This is a genomic window from Comamonas sp. B21-038 (assembly GCF_022387135.1).
Lineage (GTDB): Bacteria > Pseudomonadota > Gammaproteobacteria > Burkholderiales > Burkholderiaceae_C > Comamonas > Comamonas sediminis.
Map to the genome: position 1 here is coordinate 4,056,496 of NZ_CP092462.1, position 25,949 is coordinate 4,082,444.

The 25,949-nt window shown below is 65.1% G+C and carries 23 protein-coding genes; 6 read left to right on the forward strand and 17 right to left on the reverse strand.

Annotation, left to right across the window (positions count from 1 at the left end):
* The first annotated feature begins 24 nt into the window (after positions 1–24).
* Positions 25–486 carry a GNAT family N-acetyltransferase gene (locus tag MJ205_RS18480; protein ID WP_239812792.1) on the forward strand — a complete coding sequence of 154 codons (462 nt, stop codon included), beginning with the start codon at positions 25–27 and terminating at the stop codon, positions 484–486.
* On the opposite strand, the gene MJ205_RS18485 is transcribed toward MJ205_RS18480, so the two are convergent.
* Positions 483–1,640 carry a PQQ-dependent sugar dehydrogenase gene (locus MJ205_RS18485; protein ID WP_239809797.1) on the reverse strand — a complete coding sequence of 386 codons (1,158 nt, stop codon included), beginning with the start codon at positions 1,638–1,640 and terminating at the stop codon, positions 483–485. The two genes, MJ205_RS18480 and MJ205_RS18485, sit on opposite strands and share 4 nt — an antisense overlap.
* Before the next feature lie 42 nt (positions 1,641–1,682).
* Here MJ205_RS18485 and MJ205_RS18490 point away from each other — a divergent pair, with 42 nt between their 5' ends.
* Both MJ205_RS18490 and MJ205_RS18495 read left to right on the forward strand, forming a co-directional pair.
* Complete coding sequence (locus MJ205_RS18490; RefSeq protein ID WP_256460941.1) at positions 1,683–2,882, forward strand: NAD(P)/FAD-dependent oxidoreductase; 1,200 nt, start codon at positions 1,683–1,685, stop codon at positions 2,880–2,882.
* 93 nt (positions 2,883–2,975) lie between these two features.
* Complete coding sequence (locus MJ205_RS18495) at positions 2,976–3,917, forward strand: EamA family transporter (RefSeq protein ID WP_239809798.1); 942 nt, start codon at positions 2,976–2,978, stop codon at positions 3,915–3,917.
* Between the two features lies 1 nt (position 3,918).
* On the opposite strand, the gene MJ205_RS18500 is transcribed toward MJ205_RS18495, so the two are convergent.
* Positions 3,919–4,914, reverse strand: a complete 996-nt coding sequence (locus MJ205_RS18500; protein WP_239809799.1) for a Bug family tripartite tricarboxylate transporter substrate binding protein — start codon at positions 4,912–4,914, stop codon at positions 3,919–3,921.
* 153 nt (positions 4,915–5,067) lie between these two features.
* Entirely contained in the window at positions 5,068–5,889 is an 822-nt protein-coding gene (gene pyrF / locus MJ205_RS18505; protein WP_239809800.1) for an orotidine-5'-phosphate decarboxylase, read from the reverse strand.
* Positions 5,890–5,975: 86 nt separating this feature from the next.
* Here pyrF and MJ205_RS18510 point away from each other — a divergent pair, with 86 nt between their 5' ends.
* Positions 5,976–6,860, forward strand: coding sequence for a DMT family transporter (locus tag MJ205_RS18510; protein WP_239809801.1), 885 nt, complete (start codon positions 5,976–5,978; stop codon positions 6,858–6,860).
* A gap of 31 nt (positions 6,861–6,891) precedes the next feature.
* Here MJ205_RS18510 and MJ205_RS18515 read toward each other — a convergent pair whose 3' ends face one another.
* From MJ205_RS18515 to def, 9 genes are all read right to left on the reverse strand, one after another.
* Positions 6,892–7,410 (reverse strand): DUF2165 family protein, encoded by a 519-nt coding sequence (locus tag MJ205_RS18515; protein ID WP_239809802.1) that lies wholly within the window; start codon positions 7,408–7,410, stop codon positions 6,892–6,894.
* Between the two features lie 354 nt (positions 7,411–7,764).
* A complete protein-coding gene (locus MJ205_RS18520; RefSeq protein ID WP_239809803.1) occupies positions 7,765–8,343 on the reverse strand; it encodes a FlgO family outer membrane protein in 579 nt (192 codons plus the stop codon).
* A complete protein-coding gene (locus tag MJ205_RS18525; protein WP_239809804.1) occupies positions 8,340–8,978 on the reverse strand; it encodes a hypothetical protein in 639 nt (212 codons plus the stop codon). The genes MJ205_RS18520 and MJ205_RS18525 overlap by 4 nt, the downstream gene beginning before the upstream one ends.
* Before the next feature lie 173 nt (positions 8,979–9,151).
* On the reverse strand, positions 9,152–10,345 hold the full coding sequence (locus MJ205_RS18530; RefSeq protein ID WP_239809805.1) for a phosphoglycerate kinase: 1,194 nt from the start codon (positions 10,343–10,345) through the stop codon (positions 9,152–9,154).
* Positions 10,346–10,472: 127 nt separating this feature from the next.
* Positions 10,473–10,817 (reverse strand): AzlD domain-containing protein, encoded by a 345-nt coding sequence (locus MJ205_RS18535; protein ID WP_239809806.1) that lies wholly within the window; start codon positions 10,815–10,817, stop codon positions 10,473–10,475.
* Entirely contained in the window at positions 10,814–11,638 is an 825-nt protein-coding gene (locus MJ205_RS18540) for an AzlC family ABC transporter permease (RefSeq protein ID WP_133856333.1), read from the reverse strand. The genes MJ205_RS18535 and MJ205_RS18540 overlap by 4 nt, the downstream gene beginning before the upstream one ends.
* Positions 11,635–12,618, reverse strand: a complete 984-nt coding sequence (gene fmt / locus MJ205_RS18545) for a methionyl-tRNA formyltransferase (RefSeq protein WP_239809807.1) — start codon at positions 12,616–12,618, stop codon at positions 11,635–11,637. The genes MJ205_RS18540 and fmt overlap by 4 nt, the downstream gene beginning before the upstream one ends.
* Positions 12,619–12,672: 54 nt before the next feature.
* Positions 12,673–13,143, reverse strand: a complete 471-nt coding sequence (locus MJ205_RS18550; RefSeq protein ID WP_239809808.1) for a hypothetical protein — start codon at positions 13,141–13,143, stop codon at positions 12,673–12,675.
* Positions 13,144–13,198: 55 nt separating this feature from the next.
* Positions 13,199–13,720 carry a peptide deformylase gene (def, locus tag MJ205_RS18555; protein WP_239809809.1) on the reverse strand — a complete coding sequence of 174 codons (522 nt, stop codon included), beginning with the start codon at positions 13,718–13,720 and terminating at the stop codon, positions 13,199–13,201.
* Positions 13,721–13,891: 171 nt separating this feature from the next.
* Here def and MJ205_RS18560 point away from each other — a divergent pair, with 171 nt between their 5' ends.
* Positions 13,892–15,115: a LysM peptidoglycan-binding domain-containing protein gene (locus MJ205_RS18560; RefSeq protein ID WP_239809810.1), complete on the forward strand. Its 1,224-nt coding sequence runs from the start codon at positions 13,892–13,894 to the stop codon at positions 15,113–15,115.
* Positions 15,116–15,145: 30 nt separating this feature from the next.
* Positions 15,146–16,318 carry a DNA-processing protein DprA gene (gene dprA, locus MJ205_RS18565; RefSeq protein WP_239809811.1) on the forward strand — a complete coding sequence of 391 codons (1,173 nt, stop codon included), beginning with the start codon at positions 15,146–15,148 and terminating at the stop codon, positions 16,316–16,318.
* Positions 16,319–16,330: 12 nt separating this feature from the next.
* Here dprA and MJ205_RS18570 read toward each other — a convergent pair whose 3' ends face one another.
* From MJ205_RS18570 to MJ205_RS18590, 5 genes are all read right to left on the reverse strand, one after another.
* Positions 16,331–18,688, reverse strand: a complete 2,358-nt coding sequence (locus MJ205_RS18570; RefSeq protein WP_239809812.1) for a DUF1631 family protein — start codon at positions 18,686–18,688, stop codon at positions 16,331–16,333.
* 25 nt (positions 18,689–18,713) lie between these two features.
* Complete coding sequence (secF, locus tag MJ205_RS18575; protein WP_239809813.1) at positions 18,714–19,664, reverse strand: protein translocase subunit SecF; 951 nt, start codon at positions 19,662–19,664, stop codon at positions 18,714–18,716.
* A gap of 11 nt (positions 19,665–19,675) precedes the next feature.
* Complete coding sequence (gene secD, locus MJ205_RS18580; RefSeq protein ID WP_239809814.1) at positions 19,676–21,568, reverse strand: protein translocase subunit SecD; 1,893 nt, start codon at positions 21,566–21,568, stop codon at positions 19,676–19,678.
* Between the two features lie 70 nt (positions 21,569–21,638).
* Positions 21,639–21,971: a preprotein translocase subunit YajC gene (gene yajC / locus MJ205_RS18585; RefSeq protein WP_021026469.1), complete on the reverse strand. Its 333-nt coding sequence runs from the start codon at positions 21,969–21,971 to the stop codon at positions 21,639–21,641.
* 355 nt (positions 21,972–22,326) lie between these two features.
* On the reverse strand, positions 22,327–25,926 hold the full coding sequence (locus MJ205_RS18590) for an indolepyruvate ferredoxin oxidoreductase family protein (RefSeq protein WP_239809815.1): 3,600 nt from the start codon (positions 25,924–25,926) through the stop codon (positions 22,327–22,329).
* Between the last annotated feature and the right edge of the window lie 23 nt (positions 25,927–25,949).

Below are 25,949 nucleotides of genomic sequence, written 5' to 3' on the forward strand. Positions count from 1 at the left end.
ACCACGACCTGGAGCGCCACCGCGATGCCGACCCACCTGATGTTCCGCACCGCAGCCCTTGCCGACCTGCCCGCCATCATCGCCTTGCTGGCCGATGATGCGCTGGGCCGCGAGCGCGAGGTGCTGACCGACCCGCCCGATGCGCGCTATACCGCAGCCTTTGATGCGATCTGCGCCGATGCGAACCAGCGCCTGGTGGTGGCGGAGTTGAACGGACAGGTGGTCGGCACCCTGCAGCTGTCTTTTGTGCCCGGCTTGTCGCACACGGGCGCCTGGCGTGGCCAGATCGAATCGGTGCGCATTGCGGCAGAACTGCGCGGCGCCGGCGCGGGCCAGCAGATGCTGGAATGGGCGGTGGCGCAGTGCCGGGAGCAGGGCTGCTCGGTGGTGCAGCTGACCACCGACAAAAGCCGGACCGATGCGCACCGTTTCTATGAAAAGCTGGGCTTTGTGCCCAGCCATCTGGGTTTCAAGCGCAAGCTTTAAGTGCCCGATGGCGTGAGGCGGATGAGCTTGCCATCGGGCCCATCGGTCAGCAGGTAGACCAGGCCATCGGCACCCTGGCGCACATCGCGGATGCGCTCACCGAGGGATTCATAGAGCCGCTTCTCGCCCGTCACCTTGCCGTCCTTGACCGTCAGCTGGGCGACGCTGCGCGACTTGAGGCCGCCGACCAGCAGGCTGCCTTTCCAGGCCGGGCCATAGCGGTCGCTCGTGACAAAGGCCATGCCCGACGGTGCAATGCTGGGCACCCAGTAGTGCAAGGGCTGCTCCATGCCGGCCTTCTGCGTGCCTTCGCCGATCTTGCCGCCGCCGTATTCCTCGCCATAGGTGATCACCGGCCAGCCATAGTTCTTGCCGGGCTGGGGCCGGTTGATCTCGTCGCCGCCCTGGGGGCCGTGCTCGTGCTGCCACAGGCTGCCATCGGCGGCCACGGCCAGGCCCTGGCTGTTGCGGTGGCCATAGCTGTAGATCTCGGGCAGCGCATCCTGGCGGCCCACATAGGGGTTGTCCTTGGGCACGCTGCCATCCTTGGCGATGCGCACCAGCTTGCCGTGGTGGTTGTTCAGGGTCTGCGCATCGTTGCGCAACGAGAAGCGGTCGCCCAGGCTGAGGAACAGGTTGCCGTCAGGCGTCTCGGCAATGCGGCAGCCAAAGTGGGCATTGCTCTTGGCCTTGGGGCGCTGGCTGAACAGGACCTTGACCTCGTCGAGCTGGCGCTCATCGGCCGCAATGCGCGCCGTGGCCAGCGCCGTGCTGTTGGTGCCCGCCTGGGGCCCGGCTTCGCTGAAGCAGAAATAGATGCGGCGGTTGCTGGCGAACTGGCTGTCGGCCACCACATCGAGCAGGCCGCCCTGGCCGGCATCGACCACCTTGGGTACGCCCTGCAGCTCGGACTGCTTGCGGCCATCGGCATCGAGCAGCCAAAGCTTGCCGCCGCGCTCGGTCAGCAAAAAGCGTTTGTCCGGCAACGGCGCAATGGCCCAGGGGTTGAGGTAGCCGCTGCCCACCACCGTGGGTTGGGGCAGCGCGGGCACCGCCGTTTGTGCTGGCGCAGTGCTGGCCGCACAGACGGCCAGCAGCCCGCTGGCGCCCAGCGCCCATGAATGAAAACCCTTGCGTGCCTGTTTCTGTCTCATGTTTGCCCTTTGCGAAGTGTCACTGACCTTACCATGCTGACCATGGATACCCCCAACAGTTCCCCTTCGGCCACCCCCAACCCGTCAGCCTCTGCCGCCGCCCGCCCGGCCGTCTGGGATTTTGTCGTCATCGGCGCCGGCATGGCCGGCAGCGCCACCGCCTGGCACCTGGCCAGCAGCGCCCAGGTGCTGGTGCTGGAGCAGGAATCCCAGCCCGGCTACCACACCACCGGCCGCTCGGCCGCGCTGTTCGAAGAGCACTATGGCCCAGCCCAGGTGCAAGCGCTCACCCGGGCCAGCCGCGCGTTTTACGAGCAGCCGCCGGCCGATTTTGCCGAGCAGGCGCTGGTCAGCCCCCGGGGGGTGCTGTATGTGGCGACACCCGAGCAATTGCCCGCACTGCAAGCCGCCTACGACGAGGCGCGCCAGCATTCGCCCGGCGCCCGCTGGCTGGACAAGACCGAACTGAAAGCCTTCTTGCCGGCCTTGAACACCGAGGTGCTCGAAGCCGGTTTTACCGACGACGGCGCCCGCGATATCGATGTGCATGCGCTGCACCAGGGCTTTTTGAAGGGCATGCGCCGGCGCGGCGGCCAGCTGTGGAACGATGCACGGGTGCAGAGCCTGCACTGGGATGCCGGCGCCAGCCGCTGGCAGATCGGCCTGGCCGATGGCCGCCAGCTGCAGGCCCGCCATGTCGTCAATGCCGCCGGTGCCTGGGCCGATGAACTGGGCCAGATGGCTGGTGCCGCTGCGATTGGCCTCACACCCAAGCGCCGCAGCGCCTTCACCTTTGCGGTGCCCGAGGGCATGGACGGCCAGCACTGGCCGGCCGTCATCGATATTGGAGAGCAGTGGTATTTCAAGCCCGATGCCGGCCAACTGCTGGGCTCGCCCGCCAATGCCGATGCCACCCACCCGCATGATGTGCAGCCCGAGATGCTCGACATTGCCGAAGGCATTGACCGCATCATGCAGGCCAGCCACTTCGACATCCGCCGCCCCAGCCACAGCTGGGCGGGCCTGCGCTCCTTTGTCGCCGATGGCGAGATGGTGATCGGCTGGGATGGCCAGGCGCCGCAGTTTCTGTGGGTGGCTGCGCAAGGCGGCTACGGCATCCAGAGCGCCTATGGCTACGGCCTGCTGGCGCGCAACCTGGCCTTGCATGAGCCGCTGGACCCGGACCTTGCCGGCCAGGGTGTGCAGCCTGAAGCACTGTCGCCCACGCGCAATTTGCGCTGAATAGCGCAGTGCCAGCACGCAGCCGCGCTTGCTGGCACACTGCTGGAAAACTTTGAATAACATCCGGCGCTGCGCACACCAGCGCCTCCAGCCATGTCTGCTTCCAGCTCCCCCGCCCCGTTCCGCCCCACTGACCTCGCGTTGGCGCTGGTCGTGGTGGTGGTCTGGGGCATCAACTTCGTCATCATGAAATGGGGCCTGCAAAGCCTGACCCCGTTCGAGCTGGGTGCCCTGCGCTACCTGTGCGCAGCCTTTCCGCTGGTGCTGTTCATCAAGCCACCGCGCGTGCACTGGCGCTGGGTGGTGCTGTTTGGCCTGCTGCAAGGCGTAGGCCAGTTCGGCTTTCTGTTCACCGCGCTCAAGGTGGGCATGACGGCGTCGCTCGCCAGCGTGGTGCTGCAGACCCAGGTGTTTCTTACCGCCGTCTGGACCTGGGTGCTGCTGCGCGAGCGGCCCGGCCGCCCGCTGGTGGCGGGCATGGGCATTGCGGCGCTGGGCCTGGCCTGCCTGCTGATCAATGAGCTGCGCAGCAATGGCGCCGGTGGCACCACCTTGGCTGGCCTGCTGCTGGTGCTGTGCGCGGCCACCTCCTGGGCCTGCTCCAACGTGGTGGTGCGCCTGGCGCAAAAGGAAAACGCCCGCTACGACCCGGTGAGCTTTATCGCCTGGAGCAGCCTGATGCCGATCATTCCCTTCATCGGGCTGAGCGCCTGGTTGGACGAGGGCAGCGTCGGCAAGTGGCTGCATGCCGAGACCTGGCAGCAGATCCCCTGGCTGGCCTGGGCCTCCATCGCCTACCTGGGCTGGGTGGCCACCATCGTCGGCTACGGGCTGTGGACCAAGCTGATCCAGCGCTACTCCGCCAACCGCGTGGCGCCCTTCAGCCTCTGCGTGCCCGTGATCGGGCTGACCACCGGCATGCTGGTGCTGGGCGAGACGGTGACGGCCTGGCAATGGGCCGGCGCGGTGTTTGTCGTGCTGGCCCTGGTGGTCGTGGTCTGGGGCGGCCGCTGGCTGCAGGCGGCGCGGCGCTAGCTCAGCGGTCGTCGATCTTCGCAGCCTCGACGATCTGCTGGTACTTGCCCACCTGGGCTTTCAAGAAAGCGCCCATGTCCTGGCCCGGTGCGGCCACCACGTTGCCACTGGCTTCGAGCTTGGCCCGAAAACCTGGCGATTGCAGCGTGTCGGCCAGCGCCCCGCGCAACGCAGCCAGCACGTGGGGTGGCAGCTTGGCCGGGCCCATCAGCGCAAACCAGCTGTTGATATCGACCTTGGCAAACGCCGAAGTCTCGGCTAACGCAGGGATATCGGGCGTCACGGGGGAGCGCCTGGCCTCGGTCGTGCCCAGCGCCACCACCTTGCCGGCACGGATGTGCGGCAGGCCCGAGGACAGCACAAACACGCCAAATTCGAGGCTGCCGCCCAGCAGGTCATTGGTCAGCGGAGCCACGCCTTTGTACGGCACATGGGCCATCGTCACATCGCCGGCCTGCTGCACCATCTCACCGGCGATATGCAGCGCTGTGCCCACGCCCGAGCTGCCATAGCTGTACTTGCCGGGGTTCTGCCGCAGCAGGCTGAGGAACGCCTGCGTGTTCTTGACCCCGCTGGCCTGCGACGCGACCAGCACCATCGGCTGCGTCGCCACCAAGCTGATGGGCGTGAAATCCTGAAACACGCGGTACTTGATGGCCTTGTTGATCAGCGGTGCAATCGCCATCTCGTTGTTGGCCGCCAGCAGCAGGGTGTAGCCATCGGCGGGTGCCCGGGCCACCTTCTGCGCGCCGATCGCACCGCCGGCACCGCCGAGGTTCTCGATCACCACCGGCTGCTTGAGCCGCTGCGCCAGCTCGGTGCCGACCAGGCGGCCCACCGCATCGGTGCTGCCCCCGGGCGGGTAGGCAATCACCAAGGTAATGGGCTTGCTCGGGTAGTGCGCAGCTGCTTGGGCGCCTGCCGCCATGCTGGCCGCCCATGCCATCAGACCGACGGTGGCCGCAAGGCGGGGGCGAGAAAAAAGCGCTGGGAGCATCGGGAATCCTTGTGGCGGGTGGGAGCGTCGTCAGAGGAAAGCGGCAGGCTGCATTGTGTCTTGGCGCAAGAGGCCCGCGCACTGTCCCGGAAAAGAAGCAGGGTCCGTGCCAGCGTGCAGCACGGACCCTGTTGTCCTGGGCCTGGGATGTGTTTATTCCACGGCGTTCAGCAGATCGCGGGTCTTGATCGCAGCGGCGCGCGCGGCGCTGGCAAAGTCCTCGCCGCTGCTCGCGTACAGGATGGCGCGCGAGGAGTTGATGATGATCGGGCCGCCGCCAATGCGGGCCGCCTTGACGGTGGCCACCGCATCGCCGCCCTGTGCGCCAACGCCGGGAATCAGCAGCGGCAGGTGCGGGGCGACGGCGCGCACGCGCTCGATCTCTTGCGGGCGGGTAGCGCCGACGACCAGGCCGAGCTGGCCATTGGTGTTCCAGGGGCCCTGGGCCAGGCGCGCCACATGCTCGAACATCGGCGGCTGGCCGGGCACATCGGCCAAGGTCTGGGCCTGCAAGTCGTCACCGCCAGGGTTGGAGGTGCGGCACAGCAGGAAGGCGCCCTTGCCTTCGTACTGCAGATAGGGCGTGATGGAGTCAAAGCCCATGAACGGCGACAAGGTCACCGCATCGGCGCCGTAGCGCTCAAAGGCCTCCTTGGCGTACTGCTCGGCGGTCGAGCCGATATCGCCGCGCTTGGCATCGAGAATCACCGGCACCTGCGGGGCCACGCGGCGCATATGGGCCATCAGCTTTTCCAGCTGGTCCTCGGCGCGGTGCGCGGCAAAATAGGCGATCTGCGGTTTGAAGCTGTTGACCAGGTCATGGGTGGCATCGACGATGGCTGCGCAAAAATCATAGATCTTGCTGGCATCGCCGCGCATCGTGGCGGGAAAACGGCTGGGTTCCGGATCCAGGCCCACGCACAGCATGGAGTTGTTTTGGGTGGCTGCGGCGCGCAGCTGGTCGATGAAAGGCATGGCCGCTATTGTAAAAGCTGGCCAGGGGCCCCGCTCTGCGCAGGGCTGACTGCGTCACACGGGGATTGCAGGCACAATCGCAGCCCATGCCTACGCTGTCGAGACAACAACTGGTGACCCTGGGCCTGCTGACCCTGGTCTGGGGCCTGAACTGGCCAGTGATGAAAACAGGGGTTCAGCACTTCCCGCCGCTGAGCTTTCGCGCGCTGTCGATGCTGATCGGTCTGCCGTTGCTAGCGCTGGGCCTGGTGGCGCTGAAGGTGCCGTTCCGGCTGGAGCGCCGTTACTGGGGCCCGCTGCTGGTGCTGGGTTTTTTCAACATGGTGATGTGGCACACGCTGATCATCGTGGCCATCCCGCTGCTACCCAGTGGCCGGGCGGCCATCCTCGGCTACACCATGCCTATTTTTTCAGCAGCGCTGGGCGCACTGTTCTTCAGTGACCGGCTGCCCCCGCGCGCCTGGATGGGTGTGGCCGCTGCCGCTGGCGGCGTGTTGCTGCTGCTGTGGAATGAGATGGACAAGCTCGGCGGCAAGCCCACCGGCGTGGCACTGATGCTGCTGGCGGCGGCCAGCTGGGCGCTGGGCACCCAGCTGCTGCGCCGCACCCGCATCCCGGCCGCCACATTGACCCTGGCCTTCTGGATGACGGTGATGACCACCGCCTGCCTGTGCCTGCTGGCCACGGTGCTCGAGCGTCCACGCTGGCATGCGCCCGACCCGGTGGCCTGGGGCACCATCCTGTTCAATGCCGTGCTGGTGATCGGCTTTGCCCAGGTGGCCTGGTTCTTTCTTGTGCGCACCTTGCCACCGCTGGCGTCCACGTTGAGCGTGATGCTGATCCCCGTGCTCGGCGTCTTCAGCGGCGCCTGGTGGCTGGGTGAGATCCTGCACTGGCAGGACTGGACCGCGGTGGCCTTGATGGTGCTGGCCATTGCCTCGGTGCTCTGGCCCAGCCGGGCACGCGGCTGAGCCTGCACGAGGCCGTCCTGGGCCGCTGGTATCAGCGGGCTGCAGGTGGCACGGGTTCGGCCAGGCTGTCGTTGTCCATCGTCAGGTAGACCAGCACCAGCAGCAAGGTGATGAAGAAGCGGAAGGCATCGGGCACGCCGTTCCACTCTTTGGACATCCACATGCCAAACCACTCGCCGCCCACCGACATGAAGCCCACCTGCCAGGTGAGAAAGCCCAGGGTGAGCCCCGCAATCGCCCATTTTTTGGCGGCGCGAAAGCCGGCGGCATCGGCATGGCGGGCCCGCAAGAGCTTGCTGCCCCCGATCCAGCACAGCACGGCCGTCAGCGTTTCCAGCGCAATGATGCCGGCATAGCCCAGGTGGTGGAGCCATTGCGCCTCGATGGCGCGGTACATGATGCCGTTGCCGGGGAAGGTGGTGTCCATCAGGAACACATGGTGCACAAAGGCAAAGTTGGTGGCGTAATCGGTGATATTGCCAAAAGCCACCAAGGTGGCGAAGAAAGCCATGGCCAGCACCATGGCGGACTTGGACAGACGAATCATCATTCGAAGCTCCAGACGTGAGAGAGTGAGAAAGGGATAGGAAAAAGACAGACGGATGCCGTGGCGCCGAACGACAAGGTTCGGCACCTGATCCATCAAAGATGTGCCAACGCAGCGTTGGCGGGGAGGTGTGCAAGAAGCACGCAGGCGCGCAGATCGGGACTGGAAAACCTGAAGCCGGCAGCGGGTCTGGGAAACACGCAGGCCGACGGGATCGAATGTCGCGCCAGGAGGGAGGCTGGATTCTGCCAGCCTGTGATGGCGGCTGTCAACGCCGGCCGTTCCGGCCATAAAAAAAACGCACTGCCCAAGGGGAGTGCGTTCTTTGTAGCAGCCGGGCGCGGGCCCGGCCGGGGATCAGCGAGGCGCGTTCAGCAGACGGGTCACATCGCGGTCGTTGGGCAACGCATAGTCATAGCCCGACAGGATGCGGCTGTCTTCGGTACGCACCAGCTTGAGACTGACGTAGGTGAAGTTGGCCGCCGGCGAGAAGGTGCCGACCAGCACCATCGAGGCGTTCTGGCTGCGAGCGATGTCGCGCATCTCGCGCGACAGCAGCAGCTCGCCGGTGCCTTCGCGCACATACAGATCGGTGCGCAGCTTGACTTCCTTGACGTAGAAGCCCCGGGCAGCCATCTGGTTGGCATAGATCTCGGACAAGGTGCGGCCCAGGGGCGACGAGGCGCCCATGTTGTTCACGTTGACCACGGTGGCCACCAGCACCGGACCGGTTCCGGTCGACTGCGGCGCGACCGAGGCGGTCAGCTTGTTGATCGCATCCTGGCTGTTGGCCAGGAAGATGCTGGCATCGGCGGACTGGTAGGTGGGCTCGCTGCGCACCGTGCTCACGGGCTGGGCAGGCTCAGTCCAGCTGGCGCAACCCGCCAGCACAGTGGCACAGGCCACAGCAGCAAGGGTGGTCAGTCGCCGCATCATTGGTTCACCACCTTCATGTTGACGGCGCGGTAGGCTTGCGTCTTGGCGAACTGGCCAACCGTGGCGTTGTCGACATAGTAGACGTTGGATTTGCGCGCGACGTACTGGCCCTGGCGCAGCACCGTGGTGGTCAGCAGCACTTCGGAGTAAGCCGGAGCGCCAGCGATGGTGGCGGCCTGGTAGTCGGTGCCGATGGTCGGGCTCACGCCAGCGATGACCTGGCCGTTGTCGCCTTCATAGGCCCAGTTGCCGGCCTGCTGCAGGTTGTGGTGCACGATCTTGGCGTCGTAGCTCACCTCCAGTTGCTGGCCCGGGGTGGTGTAGACCGATGCGCCATGCTGCACCAGCTTGGTCACGACCAGGTCGTGGAACACGCTGTCGAAGGCGCTGGCGTTCTGTGGCAGGGCCACATACAAGGGCGTCTTGGCGTTCAGACCATTGCGCTCCAGCGTCGCCAGGGTGTCAGCGACCACTTCGCTGGCCATCAGGTCCCAGTGGCCTGCGGCACGCACCTTCATCTGGGTTGGCTGCGCATAGTTGGCGCCGTATGGAACGGGCGCCTCTACCGCACAACCCGTCAACGCAAGCACGGCGCTTGCCAGCGCCGCCGCTCCGATGGTCTTTTTCAAAGCCATGTTTCCCTCCTCGGAATTAGATAGCCGACGGGCCAACACCCGCCCAGGCTTGCATCCATTGTTGTAGATGTGGTGGTGCCAAGACAAGAGAAACGATCCAAAGTGCGAACAGAGCCATGCATTTTGTTGTTTTTGCTCACACTTTGGAACGGTCATTTGCCCGCCCTGAAAGCTCAGCCTGCGGCGCGCTTTTGCAGAATTTCGAAAGCTGGCAAGGTCTTGCCTTCCAATACTTCCAAAAACGCACCACCTCCGGTGGAGATATAACCAATCTTGTCTTCGATGCCGTACTTGGCAATGGCGGCCAAGGTGTCACCACCGCCGGCAATGCTGAACGCGGGCGACTGGGCAATGGCCTGCGCCAAGGTTTCGGTGCCGTGCGCAAACGCATCGAATTCGAACACGCCCACCGGGCCGTTCCAGACGATGGTGCCGGCCTTCTTGAGCTGCTCGGCCAGGCGGGCGGCCGTCTCCGGGCCGATATCCAGGATCAGGTCGTCATCGGCCACATCGGTGGCGCGCTTGATGGTCGCTTCGGCATCGGCAGCAAAGGTCTTGGCGACGACCACATCGGTCGGAATCGGCACATCGGCACCGCGAGCGGCCATCGCATCGATCACCGCCTTGGCATCGCCGACCAGGTCGGCTTCGGCCAGCGACTTGCCGATGTTCAGGCCCGCAGCCAGCATGAAGGTGTTGGCGATGCCGCCGCCGACGATCAGCTGGTCCACGTTGCTGGACAGCGATTGCAGGATGGTCAGCTTGGTCGACACCTTGGAGCCCGCGACGATGGCCACCAGCGGACGCGCTGGCGCTGCCAGTGCCTTGGTGATGGCATCGATCTCGGCCGACAGCAGCGGGCCGGCGCAGGCGGTCTTCGCGTACTCGGCAATACCGTAGGTCGTGCCTTCGGCGCGGTGGGCCGTGCCAAAGGCGTCATTCACATAGATGTCGCACAGCCGGGCCAGCTTTTGCGCCAGCGCGGGCAGGTTTTTCTTTTCGCCGACATTGGTGCGGCAGTTCTCCAGCATCACGACCTGGCCGGGTGCCACGTTGACGCCATCGACCCAGTCGGCGATCAGCGGCACTTCGCGGCCCAGCAGCTGGCCCAGGCGCTGGGCGACGGGGGCGAGCGAGTCCTCGGGCTTGAAAGCGCCTTCGGTGGGGCGGCCCAGGTGGCTGGTCACCATCACGGCGGCGCCGGCCTTCAGCGCCATCTCGATCGCAGGGACCGACGCACGCACGCGCGTGTCTTCGGTGATCTCGCCCGCGTCGTTGAGCGGCACATTCAGATCGGAGCGGATGAAAACGCGTTGGCCTTGCACCTTGCCTTGGGCACACAGGTCGGAGAAACGAAGGATGTTCATGGGAATGGCTACCAAAGAGTCTAGAAACTGGGGCACAGGCCTTGGGAGCGGCCGAGCATGGCCGCCATTGTAGAGGCCTGCCCGGCCGCTCCCAAGCTGGCGGTCGCGCCGGCGTCTCTTCGCAGGTTTACCAGCCCAGGCCGATATGCAAAGGCAGGTAGACCGCCATGCCCACCACAATCGTGCCCAGGATGCCGCGCTTTTTGAAGTAATACACGGTCGCGCAGATCACCGCCGGAATGCGGGCGTCGAGCAAGGTGTCGGTCAGCTCGCCCTTGACCATCAAGAGCTCGGGCGCAATGACGGCCATCAGGGCCGCCAGCGGGGCGTATTTGAGGCCGCGCTTGAGCCAGTCGGGCAACGGCAGCTCGTTCTTCGGGATCATGAAGAACGCACGGGTGACCACGGTGATGACAGTCAGGCCCACAATGGCGGTCAGCTGGTACAGCAGATCCCAGTCGTCCTGGCTCATCGCACATGCTCCTCGCGCACGGGCACGGCCGTGGTGCCATCGTCGGGCTGCTCGGGCCCGGGCGACGGCAGCGGTTTGTTCTTGGCGACGACCACGATCTTGGGCTTGCGGCCGCGCTGGTCCACCGCCTCGACCAGGAGGCCGATGGTGACGGCGCAGGCAATCGCCACCAGGATGTTGAGCTTGAGCGGAATGCCGTAGGCCGCAATCGCCGCTGTCGCGGCCACCAGCGCCGCCACCTTGGTGGCGCGGTCGATCAGCATCGAGTACAGCACGCCCAGCAGCGCCAGCACGCCGGCAAAGCCCAGGCCCCACTCCAGCGGCACCACATTGGCCAGCAGGATGCCGGCGATCGAGAAGCCCTGCCAGGTGATGAAGTTGAGCGACGAGGCGCCCCAGAAGTAGTACACCTGCTGGGGCTTGGCCACCGGCGCGGTGTAGCGGCGCATGAAGGCCACAAAGATCACATCACCGCTGAAATAGCCAATGCACAGCCGGTGCCACAGCGGCAGGTGCGCAAAATAGCTGCGCCACATGCTCGACAGAATGACAAAGCGCAGGTTCACGCAGGCCGCCGTGAACCAGACCACCCACATCGGCGAGCCCATCGCCATCAGCGGCAGCACCGCCAGCTGGGCGCTGCCGGCATAGACCACCAGGGACATGAAGATGGCCATGGGCGCGGAGATACCCGCCTTGACCATCGCCACGCCAGTGACCAGCGCCCAGGCCGCAATACCCACGGCCGTGCCCGACATGTCGACCACGCCGGCACGGAAACTGGGGTGGTCGATCGCGCGGCGCCGGTGGTGCAGGCTCATGGAGCTGCCACGGATGGCCTGCCGTCGCCCAAAACCTGGCCGGGTTGCAGCGCATGGCCGCGCAGAAAATCTGCGGCCTGCAAACGCTTGCCACCGGGCCGCTGCAGTTCGCTGATGCGCAACGCACCTTCGCCGCAGGCCACCACGATGCCTTGGTCATCCGCCACCAGCACCTGGCCGGGGACGGCCTCGGCGGGCGAATGCCGCTCGGGCTGCGCCGCCCAGATCTTGACCACCTCGTCCCCGACGTGGGTGGAGGCTGCCGGGAAGGGGTTGAAGGCGCGCACGCGGCGATCGATCTGTTCCGCTCCCATTGACCAGTCGATCGCGCTTTCGGTCTTCTCGATCTTGTGCGCGTAGGTGATGCCTTCTGCCGGCTGCGGCTCGCGCTGCAGGCGGCCTTCGTGGCTCAAGGCCAGCGCCTGCACCAGCATGCGGCCGCCCAGCGCTGCCAGCTTGTCGTGCAGGCTGGCGGTGGTGTCCTGGGGGGCAATGTCCAGCGCCTCGACCAGGCACATATCGCCGGTATCCAGACCCGCGTCCATCTGCATGATGGTGACGCCGGTCTGCGCGTCACCGGCCTCGATCGCACGGTGAATGGGTGCGGCACCGCGCCAGCGCGGCAGCAGGCTGGCGTGGATGTTGAGACAGCCCTTGGCAGGCAAGTCCAGCACCCATTGCGGCAGGATCAATCCGTAAGCCGCCACCACCATCACATCGGGCTGGGCGGCCAGCAGCGCTGCGCGCGCAGCAGCCGCTTCTTCGGGGTATTTGCCATCCAGGCGCAGGCTGAGCGGCTGGCTGACGGCAATGCCGTGCGCCAGCGCGCACTGCTTGACTGGGGAGGCCTGCAGCTTCATGCCTCGGCCGGCAGGCCGGTCCGGCTGGGTCAACACCAGCGGCACCTCATGACCGGCGGCCAGCAGCTGCTCCAGCGCCACACGGGCGAATTCCGGCGTGCCGGCGAAAACTACTTTCATGTCTTTTTAGCGGGAGTAAGGGGCAAGCGGCGATCCGCCCAGGCACAGCGGCACTCAGTCACGTTGGCGGGGCTCGGGCAGGGGCTCATCGATGAACATCAGCTTTTGCACCACACCTTGCGGATCGACGTGCACATGCGCGAATCGCTTGATGCCATTGTCCCAGAATCGGTAGGTCCAGACCTGTCCCGTGAAGCTCCAGACCCGGGTGATTTCCATCGGCGGGCCAAAATCCTGCAGCAGCTGCTGCTGCGTGAACTGGCCCAGCGGGATCGCGCCAAAGTTGCCGGCCGTCAGCACCTGGGTGGTCGTCTGCAATTGGCCATCGGCACCAAATTGCAGCTGGTAGGCCTCGCGCCCCATCGGCTGGGTGGTGTAGAGCCAGCGCTCACCGCCGCCATCGAGCTTTTTGACGGTATTGGCAGGCCCCAGCTTGCTCAGCACCTCCTGCTGCGGGGTGCCGGGCTTGAACTGGGTCGGATAGGCGCAGCCAGCCAGGGCCGCGTACAGGATGAGCAAGGCCATCGCGCCCCACGCGCGGCCAGGCAGCCAGCTCCGTGAAGATCGCGTGGTGCCCATATCAGCCCTTGGCGTCGGCCAGTTCGCGCTTTTGCTGCTTGACCAGCTTGGACTTGATGCGGTTGCGCTTGAGCGGTGACAGGTACTCGACAAACACCTTGCCCAGCAGGTGGTCCATCTCATGCTGGATGCAGATGGCCAGCAGACCTTCGGCGTCGATCTCGCGGCTGTTGCCGTGCTCGTCGAGCGCCTTGATCTTGACCGCTACCGAACGCTCCACGCCGTCGTAGATGCCGGGTACCGACAGACAGCCCTCATCGCCGACCTGCTTCTCGTCGCTGGCCCAGATGATTTCCGGGTTGATGATGGCCATCGGCTCGTTGCGCTCTTCAGAGACATCGATCACCACCACGCGCTCATGCACGTCGATCTGCGTGGCTGCCAGGCCGATACCGCTGGCGTCGTACATGGTGGCCAGCATGTCCTGGACCAGAGTACGGATGCGGTCATCGACCACGGCCACGGGCTTGGCGACCTTGTGCAGACGGGGATCGGGGTAGCAGAGAATCGGGAGGATAGACATAGTTTTCACTTGTGAATGTCGTTATTTTCGCCACTTTTGCGCTTCAATGCCCGGATGCCTTGCAATAATCATTGATCGATCAAGGGCTTGGCCCGAGAATCAGAGGCAATTACAAACATTGACAGTAGGCCCACTGTGGCCTGCCAGCGACTGAGAGGGAGTCACCCGGCCATGCCAGCATCCACCACGCCCCTGTTCCACCAGCTGCGCAGCAGCGCCATTGCAGCCGCCTGCATGGCCTGCGCCGGCCTGAGTGCCTGGGCCGCCACGCCGGCTGCGCAGCTGCCGGTCACCGCGCAGCAACGCAGCACCGCCCAGCAAGTGGCGGCGCAGGGCATCCCCGAGGCCGAGCTGGCCGCTAATGCACCCGATACCTATGTCGTCAAGCGTGGCGACACGCTGTGGGACATCTCGCGCGTCTACCTGCAGCAACCCTGGCGCTGGCCCGCGCTGTGGGGCATGAACCTGCAGACCATTGCCAACCCGCACCTGATCTACCCCGGCCAGACCCTGTACCTAGAACGCCGCAATGGCATGGCGCGTCTGGTCACGTCGCGCTCGGGCGAGGAGGAAGTCATCCGCATCTCGCCACGCGTGCGCAGTGAAAGCCTGTCCGGCACCGCGCTGCCCGCAGTCAACCAGCGCCTGATCGAGGCCTTCCTGGTGGAGCCCGAGGTGCTGTCCGCAGGCGAGAGCGAAAAAGCCCCGCGCCTGGTCGGTGCCGCGCAAGAGCGCGCGCTGCTGTCGCCTGGCGACCGTGTCTATGGCCGCTCGGCCGACCAGTCGCTGGAGATGGGGCAGGAGCGCCAGTACTACCGCGTGTTCCGCAATGCGGTGCCGATGACCGACCCGGAAACCAATGCCATCCTGGGCTATGAAGCGCAGTACCTCGGCAAGGTGCAACTGATGGCGGGCGAGCGCCAGGAGACGACCCTGGACGCCAAGGGCAATGCGCACACCGATCCGGTGCCCGCATCGCTCGATATCACCGCAGTGAAGGAGGAAATCCGCGTCGGCGACAAGCTGCTGCCGATGCCGCGCATCCAGGTCACCAGCTATGTGCCGCATGCGCCCGATGAGCATCTGCAGGGCAGCGTGATGTCGATCTACGGCAGCAACAGCGTGGCCTATGCATCGCGCAACAATGTGATCGCGATCAACCGGGGCCAGGCCGACGGTGTCGAGCTCGGCCATGTCTTCCGCCTGATGACACGCGGCGCGCGCATCAAGGACAAGACCGACAGCGACCAGACCGTCATCAAGCTGCCCAACGAGGCCAATGGCCTGGCCATGGTCTTTCGCACCTTCGACAAGGTGTCCTACGCGCTGATCCTCGAAGCCAAGGAAGGGGTGAAGGTCGGCGACGCGCTGATCTCGCCCGACTACCGCCCCTGACGCAGTGGACGGCACCGCAGCGCTGGCCCCATGACCGAACAAGAGCTGCACGACTGGATACGCCTGGCAGCGACCCCTGGCCTGGGGAACACCGGCATCCGGCGTCTGCTGGCGCGCTTTGGCTTGCCGGGTGCGGTACTGGCCCAGACTGCGGCACAGTTGGAGAGCTGCATCACACCTGCGCAAGCGCGGGCGCTGCTGAACCCCAGCGCTGAGCTGCAGGCGCTGCAGGCCACCACCTGGAGCTGGCTGGCCAGCGCGCCAGCACCTTTGGTGCGGCATGTGCTGACCCTGGGCGACGCCGGCTACCCGCCCGCGCTGCTTGAAACCGCCGACCCGCCCGTGTTGCTGTACATCACCGGCCATGCCCGCTGTTTCGAGGGGCCAGGTCCGGCATGGCCGCACAAGGCGCTGGCGATGGTCGGCAGCCGCAACCCCACGCCACAGGGCGTGCAGAATGCCCGTGCTTTTGCCCAGACCCTCGTGCGCCAGGGCATCACCGTCATCTCCGGCATGGCACTGGGCATCGATGCCGCTGCCCATGCCGGTGCGCTGGAAGCCGCAACCGGCCGGCAGCCCGCCACCATCGCCGTGATCGGCACCGGCATCGACCGGGTCTACCCCCGCGCCAACTATGCGCTGGCTGCACAGATTGCCGAGCAGGGCTGGATTGTCAGCGAATACCACCTGGGCACCCCTCCGCTGGCGCAGAACTTTCCCAAACGCAACCGCCTGATAGCGGGTCTGGCCAGCGGCACCTTGGTGGTCGAGGCTGCGCCCGCCTCGGGATCGCTGGTCACCGCCCGCCTCGCCAGCGAGCAGGGGCGCGAGGTTTTTGCGATCCCCGGCTCCATCCATGCGCCACAGAGCAAAGGCTGCCATGCGCTGATCCGCCAGGGCGCCAAGCTGGTGGAATCGGTGGAAGATATTCTGGAAGAACTGCCTGCGTTGGGCGCTGTGGCCCGGGTGCCAGCCGCAGAACCTGCGCCGGTGGATACCTCTGGCACAGCGGCCAGCAACGATAGGCAAGAAGACCAGGGCTTGCTGCAGGCACTGGGTTTTGACCCGGTCGATCTGGACAGCCTGTGCAGCCGCACCGGCATCGATATCGCCCGCCTGCAGATTCAGCTGCTGGAGCTGGAACTGCAAGGCCGGGTGGCGCGCCTGCCGGGCGGCTTGTTCCAGCGCCTGGCGGCAGGCTAGACCCGCAGCCGCTTACTGCAACAGCCGTTCGGGGTTGGCCTCGATCTTGGCCAGCGCATCGCGCGCGGCACGGGCCGTGATGCCTTCGGCATCGCGCGGCAGCAGCAGGCCGGCCTGCAGGTAATGGCCCATGCGCCGCATCTGGAAGAGAAAGCAGGAGCCGCTCAGCGCTGCAAACAGATGCAGCTGCTTGTGCTGGCTGTGCCAGACGTACTGCACCTGCAGCGGGCTGGCATTGTGGTCCAGCAGGAACCAGTTGCCCAGCGACAGATTCTTCGCCCACTCCAGCACTTCGGGCTGCACCAGCGCGCCATCGTCAGCAATCACCTGGATGCTGCTGGTGTCGATGCCCAGCATCAGCTCGATGCTCTCGGCGCTGAGCGGATACTCTTCGGTCACCACCTCGTCGAGTGCGTCTTCCAGATGGGCCAGGCGCTCTGCCAGCGCAATGATGCGCTCCTGCGGGATCTCATTGGTCTTGGCCAGGAAGGCCTCGGCCACGATATCCATCAGGCTCTTGATGATTTCGTCCTGGCGCTCGCCGACGATGTTCGACAAGGTCAGGCCCTGGCGCAGCACGGTCTGCAACAGCGGCAGCTGGCGGATCACCCGGGCGCGCTCTTCCTTGCTGGGCTTGGCCGATGCCGACCAGACCAGGTCCAGCGCCGCCTTCTTGAATTTCTGTGTGTTCTCGTGCTCGGCACCGAAGCGGATCGCCGACATCGCCAGCACATCGGACCACTGCTTGAACAGGAACTCCCGCACATCGCTGTCGACCGGCATCTCCAGCAGCATGTCGCGCAGCTGGATGGTGTACTGGATGGCCAGCGTCTCCTTTTGCTCGATCTGCTGGGCCAGGCTGACCAGCTCGCGCGCGGTCGCGGTCTGGCCGGTCAGGTTCTTTTCGAGGAATTTCTGGAATTCCTTGAGCACCAGCTGGAACACGCGGCTGCCGGTGTCCGGGTACTGCTCAATGACCTGCACGACCCGCTTGACCTCGGCCTCCAACGTCGTGCCATTGAGCGCAGCCGCCTCAAAGCCCAGCACGCAAGCGCCCATGCGGTCGATCAGCTGGCGCGCCGGGTGTTCGGTGTCGTTGAAGAACGCCGGCTCGGCCAGCGCCACGCGCAGCACCGGCACCTGCAGGCGCGCAAACCAGATGCGGATACCGGCCGGAATGCGGTCTTCGTTCAGAATGCTCTGGAACATCAAGGCGATGATCTCGATGATCGCCTTTTCCTCGTCGGACGAGGCCACGCTCTTGAGCGCCGAGGACTGCTGGCGCACCGCCAACGCCACCGGTGCCACCACCTGGACGGCGTCCATATCGTCATCGGCCGGCGCGGTATGGAACCAGGCCGACTGGATCGCCGTGGGCGGCGACACCAGTGCGTGCTGCAGCGCCGGCGAGATCACATAGCCACCCGCTGCCCCCAGCGATGCGCGCACCGAGGTGGGACCACCATTGGAGCGGCTACCGGCAACGCCCTGCAAGAACCCGCGCAGCTGCGCGAGCACGCCCTGGCTCTTTTGGCGCGCTGCGCCGATCGCGGCCCAACCGGCACCGCCTGCAGGCATCAAGCCCGAGGGCATGCTGGCGACACCGGAGACCGCACCCGCCTGTGCTGCCGCCATACCCGCCAACTGCTGGGCAGCAGCGGCAGCCATGGCGGCGGCAGCGGCTGCGGGGCGTTCGGTTTCCGTGCGTTTGATGCGGTAGCTGCGCAGCTCGTCTTCGGTGGCAGCGCCTTGCTCGTCGTAGAAGCGCCGGACCGCCGTGTACACGCTGATGCCCAGCGGTGCCAGGATTTCCAGCATCGGCGCCCACAGCAGATCCAGTGTCTTGCGGCTGAGGCCGGCCGCCTCCCAGGCCTCGATCAGGCGCAGGCACCAGGTCTCGGGCCGCAGGGCGTCGGCGGGGCCCAGCTCCTGGTCTTCCAGAAACTGGGTCACACGGCGCACGCTGTTGAGCTCGGCTGCGACCAGTTCCAGCAGCTGGGCTGCCAGGCGCGAGGCGATGATGCGCCCCTCGATGGCTTCGTTGCTGACCAGCTCCAAGCTGGTGATGGTCGGGGGCGCAGCCACCGGCTCGGGGGCCGGCTCGCCAGCCAGCAGGCTCTGGCGCAGCAGCTTGTTGGCGCTGTCCAGCCAGGCTTGCTGGCGGCTGTCAAACTCGGCAATCGCGGCAGACAGCGCCACATGCGAGCGGGAGGGATCGGTGCTGGGCCGCGCGATGATCTGGAGCAGCTCGGCGCGCAAGCGCGCCGCCACCCCGGGCAGACCCGCGCACAAACCACCGACAAATCTCAGCCGCGCTTCACGGGCGAGCTTTTTTTGCCAGCTGCGATGGTGCGAAGGTGCAACAGCCACAGAAATCCCATCCCTTTATCGATCTTTATACCGTGGCCCCGGCATTGGGGTCGTTCGGGTCCAGGTCCTTCTGGCTGACCTTGACCAGGTCTTCCCGCTTGACGCCCAGCCACATCGCGATGGCCGCGGCCACGAATACCGACGAGTAGATACCAAAAAGAATACCAATGGTCAGCGCCAATGCAAAGTAATGCAAGCTGGCGCCGCCAAAAAGAAACATCGACAGCACCATCGCCTCGGTCGAAGCGTGGGTGATGATGGTGCGGCTCATCGTCGAGGTGATGGCGTGGTCGATCACTTCGGGCGTGCTGAGCTTGCGGAACTTGCGGAACGCCTCGCGGATCCGGTCGAAAATCACCACCGATTCATTGACCGAGTACCCCAGCACCGCCAGTACACCGGCAAGCACGGCCAGCGAGAACTCCCACTGGAAGAAGGCGAAGAAGCCCAGGATGATCACCACGTCATGCAAGTTGGCAATGGCCGCGGCGACACCGAACTTCCACTCGAAGCGCATCGCCAGGTAGATCACGATGCCCAGCACCACCGCAGCCAGCGCCATCAGGCCGCCGTGCACCAGCTCCTCCCCCACCGACGGGCCGACGAACTCGCTGCGCAGCAAGGTCACGCCGGGGTCGGCCGCCTTCAGCGCGCCCATGACCTTCTCGCCCTGCTGGGCCGTGGTCACGCCTTTTTCAATCGGCAGGCGAATCATCACGCGGTCGGCGCTGCCCACGTTCTGCACCAGGATGTCCTGGTAGCCGAGCGAGGCGACCTGTTCGCGGATCTTGCCCACATCGGCAGGCTGCTCGTAGGCCACCTGCATGACGGTACCGCCGGTGAACTCCACCGACAGGTGCAGGCCACGGGTGGTCAGGAAGAACACCGCCAGCACGAAGGTGATGACCGAAATCGCGTTGAGCACCAACGCGTATTTCATGAAAGGGATGTCTTTTTTGATACGGAAGAATTCCATGGTCTTCCTCCTTAACGTTTAGCAGATGCCACGGAGCGGTGGTCTTCGCCCTCGGGCTTCCAGACCTGGCCGATCGACACGCTCTTGAGCTTCTTGCGGCGGCCATACCAGAGGTTGACCAGGCCACGCGAGAAGAACACAGCCGAGAACATGCTGGTCAAAATGCCGATGCAGTGCACCACGGCAAAGCCGCGCACCGGGCCGGAGCCGAAGGCCAGCAGCGCCAGGCCCACGATCAGGGTGGTGACGTTGGAGTCGAGAATCGTGTGCCAGGCATGTTCATAACCGGCATGGATGGCCGCCTGGGGTGACGCACCGGCGCGCAGTTCTTCGCGCACCCGTTCATTGATCAGCACGTTCGAGTCAATGGCCACACCGATGGCCAGCGCCATGGCGGCAATGCCCGGCAGGGTCAACGTAGCCTGCAGCATCGACAGGATGGCCAGCAGCAGCAGGACGTTCACGCCCAGCGCAATGGTCGAGACCACGCCAAAGACCATGTAGTAGATGCACATGAAGACGGCAATCGCGATGAAGCCCCCCACGATGCTCTTGACACCGGCTTCCACGTTCTCTTTACCCATGCTCGGGCCGATCGTGTATTCCTCGATGATTTCCATCGGCGCGGCCAGCGAGCCGGCGCGCAGCAGCAGCGAGGTATCGCTGGCTTCCTTGGTCGACATGCTGCCCGAGATCTGCACGCGGCCGCCACCGATTTCGGAGCGGATCACCGGGGCGGTCACCACTTGGCCCTTGCCCTTTTCAAACAGCAGGATGGCCATGCGCTTGCCAATGTTCTCGCGCGTGACGTCCTTGAAGATGTTCGCGCCCTTGCCATCCAAGGTCAGGTTGACGGTCGCTTCATGGGTCTGGCTGTCAAAGCCGGGCTGCGCGTCGTTCAGGTTCTCGCCGGTCAGGATGACCTGCTTCTTCACGACGATGGACTGGCCATGCGGGTCGCTGTATTTTTCAGAGCCAAACGGCACGGGTCCGGTGCCCATTTCGGCGGCGCGCGCGTCCGAGCTGTCGTCGACCATGCGCACTTCCAATGTAGCGGTACGGCCCAGGATGTCCTTGGCCTGTGCGGGATCCTGCACACCGGGCAGCTGCACCACGATGCGGTCGGAGCCTTGCTGCTGGATCACCGGCTCGGCAACGCCCAGCTCATTGATACGGTTGTGCAAGGTCGTGATGTTCTGCTTGAGCGCTTGCTCTTGCACGCTGCGCAGCGATTCAGGCTTGATGTTGGCCCGCACCACATAGGCGCCGCCGGTGCTGACCACATTGGCCTGCAGGTCCGGCATGGTGTCCACAATCAGGTTGCGCACCGTCGTGGCGGTGGCCTCGTCTTGCAGGCGCACCTCCAGCGACTGGCCTTCGCGGTTCACACCGCCGTGGCGAATCTTCTTGTCGCGCAGCGCCAGACGCACATCGCTGGTCAGCGCTTCGGTGCGCTTGGTCAGCGCCGCCTGCATGTCCACCTGCAAGGTGAAGTGCACGCCACCACGCAAGTCCAGACCCAGGTACATGGGCTTGGCATGCAGGGCGGTAAGCCAGGCGGGCGAGCGGGAGATCAGGTTCAGCGCCACCACGTAGGAGGGGTCGCTGCTGTCCGGGATCAGCACGCGCTCGAGCACGCCCTTGGCCTTGAGCTGCTCGTCTTCCTTGTCGAAGCGGGCGCGGATCGAACCGTTTTCCAGCGCGATACTCAGCGGCTTGACGTCGGCATCGGCCAGCGCCGACTCCACGCGCTGCTGCAATGCAGAATCCACGGTGACAGTGGCCTTGACCGAGGCGACCTGGACAGCAGGCGCCTCACCAAAAAAGTTGGGCAGGGTGTAAACAACCCCTACCAGAAGCGCGATCACAATGATCGCGTACTTCCAGACCGGATAACGGTTCATGATCGCGCTCTTACCTTACGCAAAATAGAAGGCGCAGCCATGCTGCGCCAATTGCTGTTTCAACGATGGATTACTTCAGCGTACCCTTGGGCAGCACCTGCACCACAGCACCACGCTGCAGTTGCACGACCACGCCCTGGGCCAACTCTACTTGCAGGAACTGTTCGTCCAGGCCCACCACGCGGCCCACGAGGCCCCCATTGGTGGCCACTTCGTCGCCCTTGACCAGCGCATCGATCATGGCACGGGCTTCCTTTTGGCGCTTCATCTGAGGACGGATCATCAGGAAATACAGCACCACAAACATCAGCACCAAGGGCAGCATGCTGGTGAGGGTGGAGGTCATGCCGCCGGAGGCAGCAGCAGCCGGTGCGGTCTGGGCAAAAGCAGAAGAGATAAACAAATGAAGCTCCCAACGTGGATGCAGGCCTTGCCTGGATGACCAAAACCAAGACCCAAAGAGAAGCATTGTATGCGTGCCCCTCTGCGAACACCCAGGCAATACCTTGGATGCCTCTGGTTTTTCCGGTTGTTTTCATGGAATTAAGCAGCTTTCATGCCAGCGCATTGGTAGAAGCCACTATGGCAGATACTGCCGCTTAAGTGGTATTTGCACGCCAAAGTCGCCGCGAGCACCGCCCTGCCCCACGCGCTGTGACAAATTTGTCACGCCCGTTTGCTGCAGCCGCTGACAAAAAAGCCGCCTGGCTTGGCGCGCAGGCGGCTCGATCCACTCGCTTTCACCCGTCAACCGGGCTTCATACCTGTGCCGGTTCGGGCTTGGCAGCAGCCGCGGCTGCCGCTGCGTCATCGGCAGGCGCACGCCAGCGTGCCATCAGCTGCTGCCATTTGCTGCGGGCGGCGGCCAGGTGGCGTTCCTTGACATGGCCGTAGCCGCGGATGTCTTCGGGAATGCTGGCGATTTCCACGGCCAGCGCCAGGCGCTCGGCGCTCAGGCGCTGCAGCAGCTCCTCGATGCATGCCCGGTACTCCTGGATCAGTGCGCGCTCGGTGCGGCGCTCTTCGGTGCGGCCAAAGACATCGAGTGCGCCGCCGCGCAGGCCCTTGAGCCCCGCCAGCACACCAAAGGCCTTGCGCATCCAGCCGCCATAGGCCTTCTTGACCAGCTCGCCCTTGTCATTGCGCTTGGCCGTGGTGGGCGGTGCCAGGTGGTGCACGATCTTGTAGTCGCCCTCGAACATGTTGGCAATCTTCTCGCTGAACTCGGCCGTGGTGTGCAGGCGCGCCACCTCGTACTCGTCCTTGTAGGCCATCAGCTTGAACAGGTAGCGCGCCACCGCTTGCGACAGGCGGGTGCTGCTGCCCAGCCTGGCTTCGGCCGCATGTACCTTGTTCACGAAGGCTTCGTAGTCGGCGGCATAGGCGCTGTCCTGGTAATCGGTCAGGAAAGCCACGCGCTTGGCCACCAGCTCCTGCAACGAGGGCTTTTTGACCAGCTGGATCACCTGCTGGGCGGCAAACATGGCCTGCACCTGGGGCAGGTTGGCGGCGCACTGGCGGCCCCATTCAAACGCAGCCTTGTTGTTGTCCACCTGCACGCCGTTCAGCTCCATCGCCCGCATCAGCGCGGCATGGGACAGCGGCACCCGGCCCTGTTGCCAGGCATAGCCCAGGATCAGCGGGTTGGTGTAGATGCTGTCGCCCAGCGCCTGGGTCGCAATGTGCTCGGCATCGAACATGCCCACGCCCTCCTGGCCCACGGCCGCCAGGATCGCCGATTCGCAGCCCGCCTCGGGGAACTGCCAGTTCGGGTTGTGCACAAAGGCCGCCGTGGGCGCGCCATGGGTGTTGAGCGCCACAAAGGTACGGCCCTGCTGCATGGCAGCCAACGTGGTCTTGTTGGCCGCGACGATGGGGTCGCAGCCGATGACCAGGTCGGCCTTGGCGGTGTCCACCTTGGTGGTGTAGATCGCGTCGGGCGAGTTGGCGATCTGGATATGGCTCCAGGTCGAGCCGCCCTTTTGCGCCAGACCGGCCGCATCCTGCGTGACCACGCCCTTGCCCTCCAGGTGGGCGGCCATGCCCAGTAGCGAGCCAATGGTGATCACACCCGTGCCGCCCACACCCGCCACCACAATGCCCCAGGCCTGGGTGGCCACGGGCAAGACGGGATCGGGCAAGGCAGGCAGCTTGGCCATATCGCCCTTTTTCTCCTTCTTGGCCTTTTTGAGCTGGCCGCCTTCGATGGTGACAAAGCTCGGGCAGAAGCCCTTGACGCAGGAGAAGTCCTTGTTACAGGTGCTTTGGTTGATCTTGCGCTTGCGGCCAAAATCGGTCTCGACCGGCTCGACCGACAGGCAGTTGGATTGCACCGAGCAGTCGCCGCAGCCTTCGCAGACCGCTTCGTTGATGATGACGGTCTTGGCCGGCGTGGCCAGCGTGCCGCGTTTGCGGCGGCGGCGCTTTTCGGTCGCGCAGGTCTGGTCGTAGATGATGGCCGTCGTGCCCTTGAGCTCACGGAATTCGCGCTGGATGCGGTCGAGCTCGTCGCGGTGGTGCACGGTCACACCGGCGCCCAGCTGCACGCCGTCATACTTTTCCGGCTCGTCGCTGACGATGACCAGCTTCTTGACCCCTTCGGACAACAGGCTGGTCATGATCTGCAGCACCGAGTGGCCCTCGGGGCGCTCGCCCACGCGCTGGCCACCGGTCATCGCCACCGCGTCGTTGTACAGCACCTTGTAGGTGATATTCACGCCCGAGGCAATGCTCTGGCGGATGGCCAGCAGACCGCTGTGGAAGTAGGTGCCATCGCCCAGGTTCGAGAAAATATGCTGGTCGGTGGTGAACGGCGCCTGGCCGACCCAGGTCACGCCTTCGCCGCCCATCTGCGTGAAGGTGCTGGTGTTGCGGTCGGGCATCCAGTTGACCATGTAGTGGCAGCCGATGCCGGCCACCGCGCGGCTGCCTTCAGGCACGCGGGTGCTGGTGTTGTGCGGGCAGCCGCTGCAGAACCAGGGCAGGCGGTCCACCGACTCCTGCTTGCTGTCCTTCAGACCCTGTTCACGCGCGGCAATCACCTGCAGGCGCGCATCCATGCGGCGCACGATGTCGTCGGGCACGCCGAGCTTCTTCAGGCGCTTGGCCAGCGCCTGCGCAATCAGCGCCGGGGTCAGGTCGGCCTTGGGGCGCAGCAACCAGTGGTTGCTGGGGTTGGGCACCGACCACTCGCCGCCCGAGTGGTCGCCCTCGATCTCGTCGAACTTACCCAGCACATGGGGGCGCACATCGGAGCGCCAGTTGTACAGCTCTTCCTTGAGCTGGTACTCGATCATCTGGCGCTTTTCCTCGACCACCAGAATCTCCTGCAGACCCATCGCAAAGTCGCGGGTGATGGAGGCCTCCAGCGGCCAGACGACGTTGACCTTGTGCAGCCGGATGCCCAGCTGGCGGCAGGTGTCATCGTCCAGGCCCAGGTCGATCAATGCCTGGCGCGTGTCATTGAAGGCCTTGCCGCTGGCGATGATGCCAAAGCGGTCATTCGGCGTGGAGATGACGTTGTAGTTGAGCTTGTTGGCACGGATATAGGCCAGCGCCGCATACCACTTGTAGTCCATCAGACGCGCTTCCTGCTCCAGCGGCGCATCGGGCCAGCGGATGTGCAGGCCGCCGGGCGGCATCACAAAGTCATCGGGGGTGATGATGTTGACCCGGTCCGGGTCCACCGAGACGCTGGCCGACGACTCCACGATCTCCTGGATCGTCTTCATGCCCGACCAGACGCCGGAGAAACGGCTCAGCGCAAAGGCATGCAGGCCCATGTCCAGGATGTCCTGGACGCTGGAGGGGAAGAACACCGGCGAGCCCACGGCCTTGAAGATGTGGTCACTCTGGTGCGCCGCCGTCGAGGACTTGCTGATGTGGTCATCGCCGGCCAGCGCAATCACGCCGCCGTGCTTGGCCGTGCCGGCCATGTTGGCATGCTTGAACACGTCCACGCTGCGGTCCACGCCCGGGCCCTTGCCGTACCAGATGCCGAAGACACCGTCGAACTTCTTGCTCTGCGGATACAGGTCGAGCTGCTGCGTGCCCCAGACGGCGGTGGCGCCCAGCTCTTCGTTGACGCCGGGCTGGAACTCGATGTTGTTGTCCTTGAGGTGCTTCTTGGCCGCCCAGAGCGCCTGGTCGTAGCCGCCCAGAGGCGATCCACGGTAGCCGCTGATGAAGCCTGCGGTGTTGAGACCTTCCAATGCATCGCGCTGGCGCTGCAGCATCGGCAGGCGAACAAGGGCTTGCACCCCGCTCATGAAGGCACGGCCATGGGCCAGTGCGTACTTATCCTCAAGCGTGACGGTTTCCAGCGCTTTGCGGACGGACTCGGGGAGTGAGGCATTCATCGTCTTGTCTCCTGGGGAGAGCC

Coding starts and splice junctions, on each gene's coding strand:
- MJ205_RS18480 (WP_239812792.1), top strand. CDS start 25: ATGCCGACCCACCTGATGTTCCGCACCGCAGCCCTTGCCGACCTGCCC.
- MJ205_RS18485 (WP_239809797.1), bottom strand. CDS start 1,640: ATGAGACAGAAACAGGCACGCAAGGGTTTTCATTCATGGGCGCTGGGC.
- MJ205_RS18490 (WP_256460941.1), top strand. CDS start 1,683: ATGGATACCCCCAACAGTTCCCCTTCGGCCACCCCCAACCCGTCAGCC.
- MJ205_RS18495 (WP_239809798.1), top strand. CDS start 2,976: ATGTCTGCTTCCAGCTCCCCCGCCCCGTTCCGCCCCACTGACCTCGCG.
- MJ205_RS18500 (WP_239809799.1), bottom strand. CDS start 4,914: ATGCTCCCAGCGCTTTTTTCTCGCCCCCGCCTTGCGGCCACCGTCGGT.
- pyrF (WP_239809800.1), bottom strand. CDS start 5,889: ATGCCTTTCATCGACCAGCTGCGCGCCGCAGCCACCCAAAACAACTCC.
- MJ205_RS18510 (WP_239809801.1), top strand. CDS start 5,976: ATGCCTACGCTGTCGAGACAACAACTGGTGACCCTGGGCCTGCTGACC.
- MJ205_RS18515 (WP_239809802.1), bottom strand. CDS start 7,410: ATGATGATTCGTCTGTCCAAGTCCGCCATGGTGCTGGCCATGGCTTTC.
- MJ205_RS18520 (WP_239809803.1), bottom strand. CDS start 8,343: ATGATGCGGCGACTGACCACCCTTGCTGCTGTGGCCTGTGCCACTGTG.
- MJ205_RS18525 (WP_239809804.1), bottom strand. CDS start 8,978: ATGGCTTTGAAAAAGACCATCGGAGCGGCGGCGCTGGCAAGCGCCGTG.
- MJ205_RS18530 (WP_239809805.1), bottom strand. CDS start 10,345: ATGAACATCCTTCGTTTCTCCGACCTGTGTGCCCAAGGCAAGGTGCAA.
- MJ205_RS18535 (WP_239809806.1), bottom strand. CDS start 10,817: ATGAGCCAGGACGACTGGGATCTGCTGTACCAGCTGACCGCCATTGTG.
- MJ205_RS18540 (WP_133856333.1), bottom strand. CDS start 11,638: ATGAGCCTGCACCACCGGCGCCGCGCGATCGACCACCCCAGTTTCCGT.
- fmt (WP_239809807.1), bottom strand. CDS start 12,618: ATGAAAGTAGTTTTCGCCGGCACGCCGGAATTCGCCCGTGTGGCGCTG.
- MJ205_RS18550 (WP_239809808.1), bottom strand. CDS start 13,143: ATGGCCTTGCTCATCCTGTACGCGGCCCTGGCTGGCTGCGCCTATCCG.
- def (WP_239809809.1), bottom strand. CDS start 13,720: ATGTCTATCCTCCCGATTCTCTGCTACCCCGATCCCCGTCTGCACAAG.
- MJ205_RS18560 (WP_239809810.1), top strand. CDS start 13,892: ATGCCAGCATCCACCACGCCCCTGTTCCACCAGCTGCGCAGCAGCGCC.
- dprA (WP_239809811.1), top strand. CDS start 15,146: ATGACCGAACAAGAGCTGCACGACTGGATACGCCTGGCAGCGACCCCT.
- secF (WP_239809813.1), bottom strand. CDS start 19,664: ATGGAATTCTTCCGTATCAAAAAAGACATCCCTTTCATGAAATACGCG.
- secD (WP_239809814.1), bottom strand. CDS start 21,568: ATGAACCGTTATCCGGTCTGGAAGTACGCGATCATTGTGATCGCGCTT.
- MJ205_RS18590 (WP_239809815.1), bottom strand. CDS start 25,926: ATGAATGCCTCACTCCCCGAGTCCGTCCGCAAAGCGCTGGAAACCGTC.